Below are 15,428 nucleotides of genomic sequence, written 5' to 3'. Positions count from 1 at the left end.
TCTGGAGAACTCTATGGCAGGTCATAGTAAATGGGCCAATACCAAACACCGCAAAGCAGCTCAAGATGCTAAGCGCGGTAAAATCTTTACCAAAATTATTCGCGAACTTGTAACGGCAGCCAAAATTGGTGGTGGCGATCCAGCGTCTAACCCTCGTCTACGTGCTGCTATGGACAAAGCATTATCTAATAACATGACTCGAGATACCATGAACCGAGCTGTTGCTCGTGGTGTCGGAGGTGAAGATGATACTAATATGGAAACTATCATCTATGAAGGTTATGGACCTGCAGGTACTGCAGTAATGGTTGAATGCTTAAGTGATAACCGAAACCGTACTGTATCTGAAGTTCGTCACGCTTTCACTAAAACTGGCGGTAATCTAGGTACTGACGGCTCAGTATCTTATTTATTTACTAAAAAAGGTGTGATCTCTTATCCTGCAGGCACTGATGAAGATCAAGTAATGGATGCGGCACTTGAAGCTGGTGCTGATGATGTGGTTACTTATGATGATGGTGCAATTGATGTATTTACTACACCTGAATCATTCGGTGAAGTTAAAGATGCACTCGATGCAGCTGGTTTAGTGGCTGAATCCGCTGAAGTTTCAATGATTCCAGCAACCAAAGTTGATCTTGATATTGAGTCTGCACCAAAATTACTACGTCTTATCGATATGCTTGAAGATTGTGATGATGTTCAAGAGGTTTATCATAACGGAGAAGTGTCAGACGAAGTTGCTGCAACACTCTAATGACTATTATTCTGGGTATTGACCCAGGCTCTCGTTTGACGGGTTATGGCGTAATTCGTCAAACGGGACGACAACTCACCTATCTTGGCAGTGGCTGTATTCGCACTGCTGTCGATGACTTACCCACACGTTTGAAACGTGTCTATGCAGGAGTAAGCGAAATCATTCTTCAATTTCAACCGAACATGTTTGCTATTGAACAAGTATTTATGGCACGTAATGCCGATTCTGCTTTAAAATTGGGTCAAGCACGAGGCTCTGCAATTGTCGCAGCAGTCAATCATGATTTACCCGTTTTTGAATATGCTGCACGCTTGGTCAAACAAAGTGTAGTTGGCACTGGAGCTGCCGACAAAAAACAAGTTCAACATATGGTTAGACTACTATTAAAATTACCTGCAAGTCCTCAAGCAGATGCGGCAGATGCACTAGCTATAGCAATTACCCATGCCCATATGAGTCAACAATTAATCAAATCACATAAATAATCTAATACTATTCCATATTAACGCCTGCTTTTATAACTTAAAAACCCCTTTCCTCAACTTTTATTTCAACTGCATAAAAACTGTTAAACAAAATATCGAATAGGTAATCTATTAAAAGTTAAATAAAAAAAGCACCAATATTATTGGTGCTTTAAATTCATATTAATTAGGTATTAATTATTCATTAACTATTTCTCTGTTTTACCAGTATAGTTAGCAGGCAACACCACTTTATTCTTATGTTTAGTGAATAATTTCGTTATAAACAAGAAGAATAACGGAACATAGAATATCGCTAAGAACGTCGCCGTTAACATACCTCCAATAACCCCAGTACCTACCGCATTCTGACTTACAGAACCGGCACCGCTACTGGTAGCCAGTGGATAAACACCGAGGATAAAGGCAAATGAAGTCATTAAAATTGGGCGTAAGCGTAAGCGACACGCTTCTAATGTTGCATCAATTAATGACTTACCTTCTTTTTCAAGCGCATCTTTAGCAAATTCTACGATCAGAATAGCATTCTTAGCCGATAGACCCATTGTTGTTAATAGACCAACGATAAAGTAGATATCATTATCAAGGCCTCTAAACATAGTTGCATATACAGTACCAATAATACCTAATGGGATAACGAATAAGATAGAAATAGGTACAGTCCAACTTTCATATAATGCAGCTAACGATAGGAACACTACGATAAGTGAGATAATATAAAGTGTTGTCGTTTGTGAACCTGTTTGACGTTCTTGGTAAGAAATATCTGTCCAATCATACGAGAAACCTTTCGGTAAGTTTTTAGATAGTTCTTCCATTATTGCCATAGCTTGTCCTGAACTCATACCTGGTGCAGCGGCTCCACTGACGCCCATGGCTGCAACTCCATCATAACGAACAAGAGATGGCGAACCATAACTCTTAGTTGTAGTGGCAAATGCATCATAAGGAACCATTTCACCTTTTTGATTTTTAACATGCCAAAAGCTGAAATCATCAGGTAACATTCGATAAGCCGAATCTGATTGTAAATAGACTTTTTTAACCCGATTGTTATAAACAAAGTCATCAATATAAGCTGAACCCAATGCTGTTGAAAGTACGGTATTTACGCTACTTACTGCAACACCAAGTGCTTGAGCAGTTTCAAAATCGACATTAATCTTATATTGTGGGACATCTAGCATACTACCTGGACGAACTTGTTGTAGATTAGGATTCTGTGCAGCTTGCCCCAATAATTGGAAAAATGCCCCCATTAGTGCCTCATGGCCAAGTCCAGCGGTATCTTTTAACATGTAAGAAAAACCATTTGCCATACCAAGTGATGGTACAGCCGGTACATTCGTAATAATGACCCGACCTTCAGTAATAGTAGAAGCGAATCCCCAACCACTACCAACTAATGCATCAACTTTTTGATCCGGGCGTTTACGTTCATCCCAATCTTTTAATCGAATAAAGCCAAGTCCCATGTTTTGTCCACGACCAACCATGCTAAAACCTGCAACGGTGAAAATCTCTCTGACTGAATCAGCTTTTTCATTCATATAAAATTGAGAGGTTTTGTTCAATACACCCATGGTTTGTTCTAATGTCGCACCGGGTGGTAACTCAACCATTACAATCAACACCCCCTGATCTTCATTTGGTAAGAAACCAGTTGGTAAACGGTTAAAGCCAAATACTAAGCCAACAACTATCAAGACATAGCAAACAAATGAAATCAGTGGATAACGAATAAACTTAATTACCCCTTTTTCATAGGCATATAAACTTTTGTTATACAAATTATTGAACTTATTGAAAAACCATTTAGTTCCAATTGAAAGCCACGTAAACGGAGGTATGGTTTGTAATTTTTCGCCTAATGTTGTTATCTTAACTTTATTTTTCGATGGTGCTTTTAAAATTTGTGCGCAAAGTGCTGGCGTTAATACAATTGCCATCAATACGGATAAAGCCATTGACGTTACAATTGTGATTGAAAATTGACGATATATCCCCCCTGCAGCACCACCATAAAATGCCATTGGTACGAATACGGCGGATAATACCACAGCAATACCCACTAATGCCGAAGTAATTTGTTCCATCGATTTAACCGTTGCATCATAAGGCGAAAGGCCTTCGTCATGCATAATACGTTCAACGTTTTCAATTACTACGATGGCATCATCGACCAGAAGACCGATGGCCAGCACCATAGCAAACATAGATAACGTATTAATGGTAAATCCAAATATATATAAAACTGCAAAGGTACCTAACAATACTACTGGTACGGTAATAGTTGGAATAAGTGTAGAACGCAGATTTTGTAAAAAGACATACATAACGATAACAACCAATATGATTGCTTCAATTAATGTATGCACAACGTTATTAATCGATAATTTAACAAACGGAGTTGTATCATAAGGATAGGCAAATTTGATATCTTCAGGAAAAATCTGTGATAATTCTTGAATTTTTTGGTCAACTTTTGCTGATGTATCGAGTTGGTTTGCTCCTGTCGCCAAATAAATACCTAAACCAGCTGATGGTTTACCGTCATAACGTGAAAGAAAGTTATAATCAGCAGCACCAATTTCAACATTGGCAACATCTTTTAATAAGATGTTTGAGCCATCTGTGTTAACACGTACTAAAATATTTTGAAATTGCTCAGGTGTTTTTAACCGAGATTGAGCTGTAATAGTTGCATTGAGCTCTTGACCTTCAGTTGCTGGTAAAGCACCTAATTGCCCTGCAGTAACCTGCGCATTTTGTGCTTGAATAGCAGCAATAATTTCTTCAATAGATAAATTAAAATAATTTAGTTTATTAGGATCTAACCAAATACGCATTGCATATTCAGAACCAAACAACTGAGTATCACCGACTCCTTGTACACGACGTATCTGATCTTGTACTGTTGAATAAATAAAGTCAGCGATATCTGCTTGTGTTTTTTGAGGATTGGTAGAATAGAAACCAATAACTTTTAAAAAGTTGGTATTATTTTTAGCAACCGATACCCCATTTTTTTGCACGCTTTCTGGCAAACGAGATTTAATACTTTCTACTTTATTTAAAACCTGTACTTGCGCAAAATCAGGGCTAGTGCCGGGAGCAAAAGTCAGAGTGGTTTGTACAACCCCCTGAGCACTACTGGTTGATTTCATATAAATCAAATTATCCAAACCAGTCAAGTTTTGCTCAATCAATTGGGTAACTGTATTCTCAATAGTTTGAGCATCAGCCCCTGGATAAACAGCAGAAACCGTAACAGCTGGTGGTGCGATATCAGGATACTGTTCAACAGCGAGTAGCTTAATACATAAAGCACCGCCCAGCATCATCATGATAGCAATTACCCATGCAAAAACAGGTCTATCAATAAAAAACTTAGCCATAATTAACTCTACCCCTGTTTTATTTCACGCTGCTTTTGATGATATTGTCTAATTGCTCTTGAGAAAGAGTAGCTGGCTTATCTACTACTTGAGCCTTCATTGGTTGCCCCCTTTCTACTGCGGTTAAATTAAGTAAACCGGTAGTAATCACTTGTTCACCAACATCAATGCCACTGGTAACAACCCAATAACCACTGATGCCAGTATAAACTTTAATATCTTGACGATATTCAACTGTATTATCTGGTTTTAAAATCTTAGCTGTATATTGACCTTTTTGGTTACTAGTAATGCCCTGCTGAGGAACTAGTACTGCATTTTTGATAGTACCTAATGTCAATTGTGGTTTTACAAACATCCCCGGTAAAATTTTACCTTCAGCATTTGAAAATTGTGATCGCAGAGTAACTGTTCCAGTCGTTTCATTAACCGTCATATCTGAAAATTTAATATTTCCTGATAGAGCATATTTTGATCCATCATTAAAAAACAATTCAACATTATCGCCTTGAGCTGGTTCATAAATTATATTTTCATCTTGAAGATATTTATTATAACGAGTTGCAGCTTCAGTCATATCAACATAAATTGGATCAAGTTGCTGTACCAAAGCTAATGGAGCAGCTTGCCCTGCTGACACTAATGCCCCCTCCGTGACACTTGATTTACCAATATACCCATCAATTGGCGAGTATACTTTCGTGTAGTCCAAATTAACTTTGGCTGCGTGCTCTGCTGCTTGAGCAACTAAAACACTTGCCTCAGCTTGTTTGGCATCGGCAGCCGCTTTATCATATTCTTGTTGACTGATAGATTTAGTATTCAAAAGTCCAGCATAACGCTTTAAGGTTAGTTGAGCTATATTAGCGTTAGCTTTCGCACTAGCTACACTGGCCACCGCACTATCATAATTCGCTTGATAAATGGCTGGGTCAATTTGATAAAGTGATTGACCAGCTTTAACATTTGAACTTTCTTCAAATTCTCGATTTAGTACAATCCCACTAACCTGTGGTCGGATTTCAGCGATCTGGGAAGCAACGACCCGTCCAGGTAAGTTTATTTTTAGAGTATAGTCTAAAGGTTCAACTTTAAAAACAGTTACCTTTGGTAATTGGCCAGCACCATCTTGTGATTGATTATTATCACAACTTGTTAATAACAATAGACTAGTTAATGCCGCTGGCAGAGTAAGTAATAGCTTATTAAATCTCATATAAAAAAGACCTCGGTAACTTAATAATTATTTTTTAAATAAAAACAATGAATATTATTCAAAAGTGATCGGAGATTTTACAAAAAATATGCATAGATTGTAAGAGTCTTAACGCCTTAATAGCACAGAGTTCTAAAAATTATCTGACTTATTAGCCTTAAAAGCAAATTAATAAAAAAATTCTATTGATAATTATGATTATTGCTAGAAATAAAGTAATATAGACTAATAGTTTTTTTGCGCTGTAATAAGTGAGTATGGATTTAACTTAAATGTAAAAAGTAAAAAAATTTCGTTGTGGTATTTTTTAATCCTTTTTTTTCAATTATATTATTGAATAATTTGAATCTATATTTAATTTAATTCTGAGTGGGTATTATGGATAATTTACGTACTGTTCTAATTGTAGTGGCATCCTTGGTCATCATTGCATTATTAATTCATGGGCTTTGGATCAATAAGAAAGAACGTTCTTCTTTATTTAAGTTAGGCAAAAAAGATAAATTCACAACAAATACTCAGCAATATGAAGACATCTATAATGATGAAGATGATGTGATTTTACTCACGCCAAAAAGCAAAACAAATCAGGACGATGCTAATATTTCTATTAATAAAGCACTAGTAGTAGAAGAAGAACAACTACCCCTTCAAGTTGATCTATTTTCAGATGATGACGAACAACAACCAAAAATCGAAACTAAGGTTTCTAATGAGTCGACTCACGATGTTCAACAGGATATCTTTACTGATGAGCCAATGAAAGAAACTTCTAAAATCGAAAAAACAACCAAAGCTAACGAGGATATAAAAACAGATGCTCCTCAACCTGAAGAAAAACTCGAAAAACAAGACAAACTAACGATAGACGATAGTGAAGAAAGCAAAACTGAAATTATTGTATTAAATGTTACTGGCTTAAATGGCAAGGAATTACAAGGTGATATGCTATTAGCTAGCATCATGCAATCAGGATTTCAATTTGGTGATATGCGTATTTTTCATCGCCATGTTGACCCAGCAGGTAATGGGCCGATATTATTTAGTTTAGCAAATATGATTAGTCCGGGGCATCTAGATCCCGAAACTATGCACGAATTTACAACACCAGGTGTATCAATTTTTATGGTTGCACCAACCCATGGAAACAATCAACAAAATTTCAAATTAATGCTACAAACAGCACAACGTATCGCCGATGATGTTAATGGTGTCGTTTTGGATGATGAACATCATATGATGACACCTCAAAAAATCGATAGTTATAAAGAACGCATAAAAAAAGCTTGTAATGAAATTTAAGCTAGCTATTTAAAATTCCTCATTTTTGCTACTATTCCACTAAAAAATTAGTGGAATAGTCTGACTTATATTAGATAATTGACTATATTTAGTAAAATCTGTTGTTCTAAATACAGTTAAATACTATTTTAGTAATAAGCTTAAAAACCTTCTTGATAAATTAAGAGTTTAAAATCATGCCACAATCAAATATAACTGAACATTCAGTAGCGCCATCTAGCTCTAACCAAGATGTAATAACACAGATCTCGACTTTACGTGATCTGATAAGACATCATGAATACTGTTATTATGTGTTAGATGCTCCCGAAATACCCGATGTGGAATATGATAAATTAATTAAACAGCTGCAAAATCTGGAGCTGACTCATCCTGAACTTATTACCCCTGACTCACCAACCCAACGTGTTGGAGGAGCACCATTATCACAGTTTTCGTCGATCAGACATCAATTACCTATGTTATCATTGGATAATGTTTTTGATGAATCGAGTTTTATCGCTTTTAATAAAAGAATAAAAGATCGCTTAGAGCTTGATGAAGAGCAAGCCGTTGAATACTGTTGCGAGTTAAAACTTGATGGATTGGCGGTAAGTCTGTTATATGAAAATGGCCAATTAATTCAAGCTGCTACACGAGGAGATGGAACGACTGGTGAAGATATTACAGCCAACGTTCGAACAATAAAAACTATTCCACTCGTATTGCAGGGTGAGAATATTCCGTCTCGCCTAGAAGTTCGAGGTGAAGTTTTTATGACGCATAAAGGTTTTGCTAAATTAAATGCAGAAGCTGAAAAACGTAACGAAAAAATATTTGCTAACCCTCGTAATGCTGCTGCCGGTTCATTGAGACAGTTAGATCCTAAAATCACGGCTAAAAGACCACTTACTTTTTTCTGTTATGGCGTTGGTATTAATGAAGGAGCAGATTTACCCAATACTCACTATGCAAGACTAATGCAATTTAAAGCTTGGGGCCTACCAGTAAGTGACAAAGTTCAAATTCGCCATGGTGCACAAGAAGCACTAGATTATTTTAAGCAAATTGGTGATCAAAGAATGTCATTAGACTTTGATATCGATGGTGTTGTAATCAAAGTCAATAGCATTACAGAACAAGAACAACTTGGCTTCGTTGCTCGTGCGCCTCGTTGGGCTACTGCATTCAAATTTCCAGCACAAGAAGAAGTAACAAAGTTAAATAAAGTTGACTTTCAAGTCGGGCGTACTGGAGCGATAACGCCAGTAGCCAGATTAGAGCCAGTATCAGTTGCCGGGGTAATTGTCAGCAATGCCACACTGCATAACAGCGATGAAATCATCCGGTTAGGTATTCGTGAGGGTGATTATGTCACCGTTCGTCGAGCTGGCGATGTTATTCCACAAATTGTCACAGTAATTAAAGATCGAAGACCCGCTGATACTAAAGAAATTATTTTTCCAACTCACTGCCCGATTTGTGGTTCAATCATTGTCCGTGATGAAGGGCAAGCGATATCTCGTTGCGCAGGGGGATTAATTTGTCAAGCACAACGCAAAGAAGCTTTAAAACATTTTGTTTCTCGTCGAGCGATGAATGTCGAAGGTTTGGGCGATAAAATAATTGAACAATTAGTAGATAAAGAATATGTCAAAACACCAGCAGATCTTTATAAACTTACAGTGCCAATTTTATGTTCATTAGATAAAGTTGGTGAAAAGTTAGCCAACAATTTAATGGGCGCATTAGATAAATCTAAAAATACAAGTTTGAATCGATTTATTTTTGCGCTTGGTATTCCGAATGTTGGTGAAGTCACTGCGGAAAATTTAGTTAATCAATTAGGAAATTTAACCGCAATTGAAAACGCATCTTTGGAACAATTACAATCGGTAAATGATATTGGCGCTGTTATTGCAGAAAGTATTATCGACTTCTTTCAAGAACCTCATAACCGCACAGTAATTGATCAGTTAATTAGTGAGGAAATTGGTATACACTGGCCAGATGTTGAAATACAACTGCTAACAACTGACTCACCATTTTCTGACAAAACCGTCGTGTTAACAGGAACTTTATCAATATTAACACGTGACGAAGCAAAAGCTAAATTAAAACAACTTGGTGCTAAAGTAACAGGTAGTGTTTCAAAAAAAACCGACTTTGTAATTGCTGGAGAAGCAGCTGGTTCAAAATTAACCAAAGCTCAAGAACTTGGAATAAAAGTGATTGATGAACAAGAATTGATAAACTTATTAAATCAATGAATATAAAATAGTGGAGTATATTAAGCTAATCAAGCAAAATGGCTTAATCCCAAATTCAAGGAGAAAATTATGCCTTTATTAGACAGTTTTAAAGTTGACCATACCAAAATGAAAGCGCCTTTTGTACGAATAGCCAAAACCATGGTAACCCCAAAAGGCGATGATATTACGGTATTTGATCTTCGCTTTACCATTCCTAATAAAGCACTATTACCTGAAAAAGGTATTCATACCTTAGAGCATTTATTTGCAGGCTTTATGCGTGACCATTTAAACAGTGATAAAGTTGAAATCATTGATATCTCACCAATGGGTTGCCGAACTGGTTTTTATATGAGTTTAATTGGCAAACCAGAAGAATCTTCAGTTGTTAATGCTTGGTTGCAAGCTATGCATGATGTTATGAATGTAAAATCTCAATCAGAAATTCCTGAATTGAATGAATATCAATGCGGAACCTATACCATGCATTCTTTAGATGAAGCCAAAGCGATTGCTGAAAAAATTATCCAAACTGGAATTGGAATATGCCATAATCAAGACATCGCATTAACCGATGAACAACTAGCCTCCATTAATAATTAGGAAATATTTATGCCAAATGTAGTGATTGATTTTTTAGAAGGACGCACCATTGAACAAAAACGTGAAATGGCAAAACGGGTAACTGATGCCATTGTTGAAACGCTTAACTGTAAACCTGAAGCGGTACAAATTATTATGCATGAAGTCTCAAAAGATCAAATTGCTAATGGTGGCGGACTAAGATGTGACAAAGATTAATAAATTTTTTATTAGCAGATAAAAATTAACCTCAAAACCGCTGATAGATTTTGAGGTTAACGATTAAATAATTATAACAACTAAATTAACAATACGGCAACTTCGTAAAACTCACCTTTTAAAGTGTTAGTGATTACAGTGGTGTAAATGTAATAAATGCCCCAATTTATTAGCTTTAGTCGCTAAATAATGCTCGTTGCTCGGGTTTTCGCCTACTTCCAAAGGTACTCTTTCAGTAACATTAATACCTGCTTGCTCAAGAACTTTTATCTTTTCTGGATTATTCGTTAATAATCTAACTTGAGAAACATTTAATAACCTTAGCATATCAGCACACAAAGTAAAATCACGCTCATCAGCAGCGAAACCTAATTGCTCATTTGCTTCAACCGTATCTAACCCCTGATCTTGAAGCGCATAAGCCCTAATTTTATTTAGCAAACCGATATTGCGCCCTTCTTGACGATGATAAATTAAGACACCTTTACCCTCTTTAGCTATCTGCTTCAATGCAGCTTCTAATTGAAAACCACAATCACAACGTAAACTAAATAATGCATCGCCCGTCAAACATTCTGAATGAACGCGTGTTAATATGGATGAATGATCATTAATGTCACCAAACACTAATGCGACATGATCCTTACCTGTTGCAATTTCTTCAAAACCAACAATAGTAAAACATCCCCAAGGGGTTGGTAGTTTAGCTTGTGCAACATGTTTTAATTGCATTATTATCTCCAAGTTTCGTCACAACATGATTAAGATTTTTTAAAAATAAATCGTATTTCCATGTTAAAATAAATAAATTTTTATGCTTAATTGAGTTTTAAATGGGGTTAGTAATAAAAAAAACAATAGTGCCATTGATCTTATTTCTGATTATACCTTTATCTGTTATAACCGTAAATTGGCAGTGGCAACCAACGTCAATAAATAATACATCTAAATATTTATTTTGGGTAACTGAAACTGCTAGTTTTCCGTGGGCAATAATAACATCTGGACTGTTTTTTTTACTCTTTTACCTAAAACTAGTTAATAAAAATAAAAAAACATTATTACTATTATGGCTAGTTTTAGTCAGTGCTATGTTAGGTGGTCAAATTATTAAAAGCATAATCAAACAACAAACTGCTGAAGCCAGACCTTATGTGATATGGTTAGATAAAGAGTTTAATCTTAATCAACAGCAATTTTATTCACAAGCAAGAGCAGAACGTAAAGCTAATATTGAAAAATTGTTAGCCAATTCAACCATTATTCCTAGATGGCTATCTAATCATTGGCAGAATGAAACAGGTTATGCTTTTCCTTCTGGGCACACCTTATTTGCAGTAACTTGGGCTTTATTAGCCATAACACTACTAAGTTTTAAACGACATTTTTTTATTGTATCAATCATTACTATTTGGTCATTGCTCATTGAAACGAGTCGGCTATTACTAGGCATGCATTCTGCTTATGATTTAATATTAGGGATATTGCTTGCTTGGTTAATTTCACTTATCTGCTGTTTTTATGTTAAAAAATGGCATATAGTAATGGAATAACACTAGGAAAAAGAATAGTTTTAAAGAAAAGAATTAGATTAAATCAATATTTTTAATAAAATAATAAGGTTAGCATTATGAAATTAGTAATATCAATTTTATTGATAATTCTTATTTTCGCCATTTCGATAACAATAGGTTCGGCTAATAATCAAATAGTGACTTTTAACTATTTAATTGCTAAAACTGAAGTCAGATTATCAGTATTATTGGCAATATTATTTGGCTCAGGTTTTTTAGTTGGTTGGATATTAACTGGAATATATTTCTTAAAATCTAAATTCCAACATTCATCGACTAAACGTAAATTAAATAAATTGCAAAAAAAATATGATGAAGACATATCAAATCATCAAAAAATGAATTTAACCAATACCAATTAAAATAGGTAATTATGTTTGAATTGTTATTTCTGTTACTGCCAATAGCCGCTGCCTATGGCTGGTATATGGGTGACAGGAATGCCAAACAAAAATATTTAAATCAATCGAATCGATTATCTCGAGAATACGTAGATGGTCTAAATTTTCTTTTGTCTAATCAAAAAGATAAAGCGGTTGACATCTTCCTTGATCTACTTAAAGAGGATGAAGGTACTCTCGAAGCGCATCTAACATTAGGAAACTTGTTCCGTTCGAGAGGCGAAGTTGATCGAGCAATACGTATTCATCAAGCATTAATGGAAAGTTCATCATTATCATTCGATCAACGATTATTGGCAATTCAGCAACTCGGCCGAGACTACATGGTTGCAGGCCTTTATGATCGTGCTGAAGAGATGTTTTTACAATTAGTTGATGAAGAAGACTTCCAGCAACATGCTCTACAACAATTACTTATTATTTATCAATCTACAAGTGAGTGGATAAATGCAATAAATACCGCATCTAGACTAGTGAAACTTGGCAATGAAAAATATAAAATCGAAATCGCCCAATTTTATTGTGAACTAGCCGCACTCGCTATAGCTAATGATGATTTAGATCAAGCATACAACCTATTAAAGAAATCCGCTACAGCCGATGCTAACTGTGCTCGCACGTCATTAATGCTTGGAGGAGTATTCATGGTCCAAGACAAAACCGAACAAGCAATTGAATCTTTTCAACAAATAATAAACCAAGACAAGGCTTTTATTGGCGAAGCATTGCCACTATTAAAAGCATGTTATGAAAAAATAAATCAGCCACAACTATTAAAACAGTTTTTAGAAATTTGTGTCAAACAGGACACTGGTAATGTAGCCGAACTAATGCTTGCCGATATTGTTGAAAAGAACAACGGATTAGATGCCGCCCAATATTACCTTTATCGTGAACTATTAAAACACCCAAATCTTAAAGGATTCTACCGTTTAATGGATTACCATGTGGCAGATGCTGAAAAAGGAAAGGCTAAAGAAAGTCTACTACTACTTCGAAATATGGTAGGCGAACAAATAAAATCAGTTCCTAATTACCGGTGTCAAAAATGTGGATTTACCGTTAATACTCTCTATTGGTTGTGCCCAAGTTGTCGCTCATGGTCAACCATAAAACCTGTTCGTGATTTCGAACATCATTCAAATAATTAAAAGAGCTTAATATGTTTCTAATTGATTCGCACTGTCATTTAGACAGTTTGGACTATACTAATAAAACGCTTGATAGCGTTTTGCAAGAAGCACTACACAATGATGTGAAACATTGTCTAAGTGTTGCAACAACGTTGTCGGGTTATGAATCGATGAAAGCAATGCTAATGCCCTATAAAAAACAGTGCTCGTTTTCATGCGGTATTCACCCTCTCAATTTAGATGACGAACCTTACGATGCCGAGCGTTTTGCCCGCCTCGCTCAAGAAGACAATGTTATCGCTCTTGGCGAAACAGGTCTTGATTATTACTATCAACAAGATAATCTTGAACTACAGCAATACAATTTTATACAACACATTCATTTAGGTAAGCAATTAAAAAAACCAATAATTGTCCACACCCGTAACGCTAAACAAGATACCCTAAAAATATTAAAAGAAGAGCAAGTTTACTCGGGGGTTTTACATTGTTTTACTGAAGATATTGATACAGCTAAAGCTTTATTAGATATTGGTTTTTATATTTCATTTTCAGGAATTATCACCTTTAAAAATGCCGAATCTCTTCGAGAAGTAGCAAGAGTTGTGCCATTAGATCGTATGTTGATTGAAACTGATTCCCCTTATTTAGCACCTGTTCCCTATCGGGGAAAAGAAAATCAGCCCGCTTATGTTAGAGAGGTAGCTAACTATTTAGCCGCACTAAAAGGCGTAACTCTTGACACTATTGCACAACAAACTACAACAAACTTTTGTCAATTATTCAATTTACAAGGAGTAATTAATGAGTAATAAATTAACAATCAATTGGGATGACTTTTTAACTAATTATTGGCAAAAAAAACCAGTTATTTTACGTAATGCTTTTAGTAATTTTATCGACCCAATTTCTCCTGAAGAACTAGCTGGTCTTGCCATGGAAGAAGAAATCGAAAGTCGAATTGTTACCAACAAAAATGGGGAATGGGACGCAAAATATGGGCCATTTATCGATTATAGTGACTTAGGTGAAGATCATTGGAGCCTGCTTGTCCAAGCTGTCGATCATTGGCATGAGCAAGCAGCCAGTTTAGTCGAACCATTTAAATGCATTCCACAATGGCAATTTGAAGACCTAATGATATCTTATGCAACCCAAGGTGCTGGTGTTGGCCCTCATATTGATAATTATGATGTCTTTATCATTCAAGGTAAAGGCCGCCGCCGTTGGCAAGTCGGTGATCGTAATCCTAACTATAAACAGTTTAGTGCTCATAAAGCTTTATTACATGTTGAAGATTATCAACCTATTATCGATGAGGAAATCACTGCTGGAGATATTTTATATATACCAATTGGTTTTCCACACAATGGAGTATCGATTGGCGAATCACTTAGTTACTCAGTAGGATTTAGAACCCAAACATCACAAGAATTACTCAGTGGATTTGCCGATTATATTATTGATAATTTGCCTAATGGTATTTTTTATCAAGACCCAGAGTTAAGATTACCAAAAGATCCTTATTTAATTCAACCATATGAAATTGAAAAGCTTCAAAGTCAAATGATTGATTTAATAAAAAATCCTGCTTTGTTTAATGATTGGTTTGGTAAACATATCACAATGCCTATGCATGAACTAAACATCATTCCTATTGAACCAGCTTATGATTTAGATGAATTCGAAGCAATTCTCAAAGCTGGAGCTGAACTCTACCGAGTTCCTAGCATTCGTATCTTAAAAATCGATGATACCGCCTATATCAACGGCAAAAAAATACCTTTACCAATGACAACAATCAATCTGTTATGTGAAACTGAAGTACTTTACTACGAGCAAATACAAGACCAAACAACCTTAGATGTCATGTTAAAATTTGTTAATCTCGGTTATTGGTATTTTGCTGAAGAGTAAAATTTCATCTCAATAATATCGGTTACTAAGCTATCAGCTAACATCCGTAAAATGGCAAAATTATCGGTTAATTTGTCTAAAAAATTAGATATTTTTCAATATTAAACAGATAATTTTGCCAAAACAACAATAAATAAAATAAAAGCTGATATTTTTGGATTTTCATTTAGCTTTTTGCCATTTTTAAGTATATACTTGCCCCCGCTTTTT

Annotated in this window: 14 protein-coding genes; 11 read left to right on the top strand and 3 right to left on the bottom strand. The window is 35.5% G+C overall.

Annotated elements, in window-relative coordinates:
- Positions 1-13 precede the first annotated feature (13 nt).
- Positions 14-757, top strand: a complete 744-nt coding sequence (locus H3T80_RS00625; protein WP_110448286.1) for a YebC/PmpR family DNA-binding transcriptional regulator — start codon at positions 14-16, stop codon at positions 755-757.
- On the top strand, positions 757-1,245 hold the full coding sequence (ruvC, locus tag H3T80_RS00620; protein ID WP_198199176.1) for a crossover junction endodeoxyribonuclease RuvC: 489 nt from the start codon (positions 757-759) through the stop codon (positions 1,243-1,245). The genes H3T80_RS00625 and ruvC overlap by 1 nt, the downstream gene beginning before the upstream one ends.
- 188 nt (positions 1,246-1,433) lie before the next feature.
- Here ruvC and H3T80_RS00615 read toward each other — a convergent pair whose 3' ends face one another.
- Both H3T80_RS00615 and H3T80_RS00610 read right to left on the bottom strand, forming a co-directional pair.
- The gene (locus H3T80_RS00615) at positions 1,434-4,643 is read right to left on the bottom strand and encodes an efflux RND transporter permease subunit (protein WP_110448288.1); all 3,210 of its coding nucleotides are present in this window, start codon (positions 4,641-4,643) and stop codon (positions 1,434-1,436) included.
- Between the two features lie 19 nt (positions 4,644-4,662).
- The gene (locus H3T80_RS00610) at positions 4,663-5,859 is read right to left on the bottom strand and encodes an efflux RND transporter periplasmic adaptor subunit (RefSeq protein ID WP_110448289.1); all 1,197 of its coding nucleotides are present in this window, start codon (positions 5,857-5,859) and stop codon (positions 4,663-4,665) included.
- 375 nt (positions 5,860-6,234) lie between these two features.
- Here H3T80_RS00610 and zipA point away from each other — a divergent pair, with 375 nt between their 5' ends.
- The 4 genes from zipA to H3T80_RS00590 all read left to right on the top strand — a co-directional run bounded on the left by zipA (position 6,235) and on the right by H3T80_RS00590 (position 10,193).
- Positions 6,235-7,161, top strand: a complete 927-nt coding sequence (gene zipA, locus H3T80_RS00605) for a cell division protein ZipA (RefSeq protein WP_370547453.1) — start codon at positions 6,235-6,237, stop codon at positions 7,159-7,161.
- Between the two features lie 176 nt (positions 7,162-7,337).
- On the top strand, positions 7,338-9,410 hold the full coding sequence (gene ligA / locus H3T80_RS00600) for an NAD-dependent DNA ligase LigA (RefSeq protein ID WP_198199174.1): 2,073 nt from the start codon (positions 7,338-7,340) through the stop codon (positions 9,408-9,410).
- Between the two features lie 69 nt (positions 9,411-9,479).
- On the top strand, positions 9,480-9,995 hold the full coding sequence (gene luxS / locus H3T80_RS00595) for an S-ribosylhomocysteine lyase (RefSeq protein ID WP_110448292.1): 516 nt from the start codon (positions 9,480-9,482) through the stop codon (positions 9,993-9,995).
- A gap of 9 nt (positions 9,996-10,004) precedes the next feature.
- A complete protein-coding gene (locus H3T80_RS00590) occupies positions 10,005-10,193 on the top strand; it encodes a 2-hydroxymuconate tautomerase (protein WP_198199173.1) in 189 nt (62 codons plus the stop codon).
- 126 nt (positions 10,194-10,319) lie between these two features.
- Here H3T80_RS00590 and ribA read toward each other — a convergent pair whose 3' ends face one another.
- The gene (gene ribA, locus H3T80_RS00585; RefSeq protein WP_110448293.1) at positions 10,320-10,925 is read right to left on the bottom strand and encodes a GTP cyclohydrolase II; all 606 of its coding nucleotides are present in this window, start codon (positions 10,923-10,925) and stop codon (positions 10,320-10,322) included.
- A gap of 101 nt (positions 10,926-11,026) precedes the next feature.
- Between ribA and H3T80_RS00580 the strand changes: the two genes are divergently transcribed.
- The 5 genes from H3T80_RS00580 to H3T80_RS00560 all read left to right on the top strand — a co-directional run bounded on the left by H3T80_RS00580 (position 11,027) and on the right by H3T80_RS00560 (position 15,218).
- Complete coding sequence (locus H3T80_RS00580; protein WP_198199172.1) at positions 11,027-11,746, top strand: phosphatase PAP2 family protein; 720 nt, start codon at positions 11,027-11,029, stop codon at positions 11,744-11,746.
- A 77-nt stretch (positions 11,747-11,823) separates the two neighbouring features.
- Positions 11,824-12,129, top strand: coding sequence for a LapA family protein (locus H3T80_RS00575; protein WP_198199171.1), 306 nt, complete (start codon positions 11,824-11,826; stop codon positions 12,127-12,129).
- Between the two features lie 11 nt (positions 12,130-12,140).
- Positions 12,141-13,319 (top strand): lipopolysaccharide assembly protein LapB, encoded by a 1,179-nt coding sequence (gene lapB, locus H3T80_RS00570; protein ID WP_198199170.1) that lies wholly within the window; start codon positions 12,141-12,143, stop codon positions 13,317-13,319.
- 11 nt (positions 13,320-13,330) lie between these two features.
- A complete protein-coding gene (locus tag H3T80_RS00565; protein WP_198199169.1) occupies positions 13,331-14,113 on the top strand; it encodes a YchF/TatD family DNA exonuclease in 783 nt (260 codons plus the stop codon).
- The gene (locus H3T80_RS00560) at positions 14,106-15,218 is read left to right on the top strand and encodes a cupin domain-containing protein (RefSeq protein WP_198199168.1); all 1,113 of its coding nucleotides are present in this window, start codon (positions 14,106-14,108) and stop codon (positions 15,216-15,218) included. The genes H3T80_RS00565 and H3T80_RS00560 overlap by 8 nt, the downstream gene beginning before the upstream one ends.
- Positions 15,219-15,428 lie beyond the last annotated feature (210 nt).

The sequence above is a fragment of the Gilliamella sp. W8145 genome (assembly GCF_016101145.1).
Classification (GTDB): Bacteria; Pseudomonadota; Gammaproteobacteria; order Enterobacterales; family Orbaceae; genus Gilliamella; species Gilliamella apis_A.
This window is presented reverse-complemented; position numbering and strand designations above follow the sequence as displayed.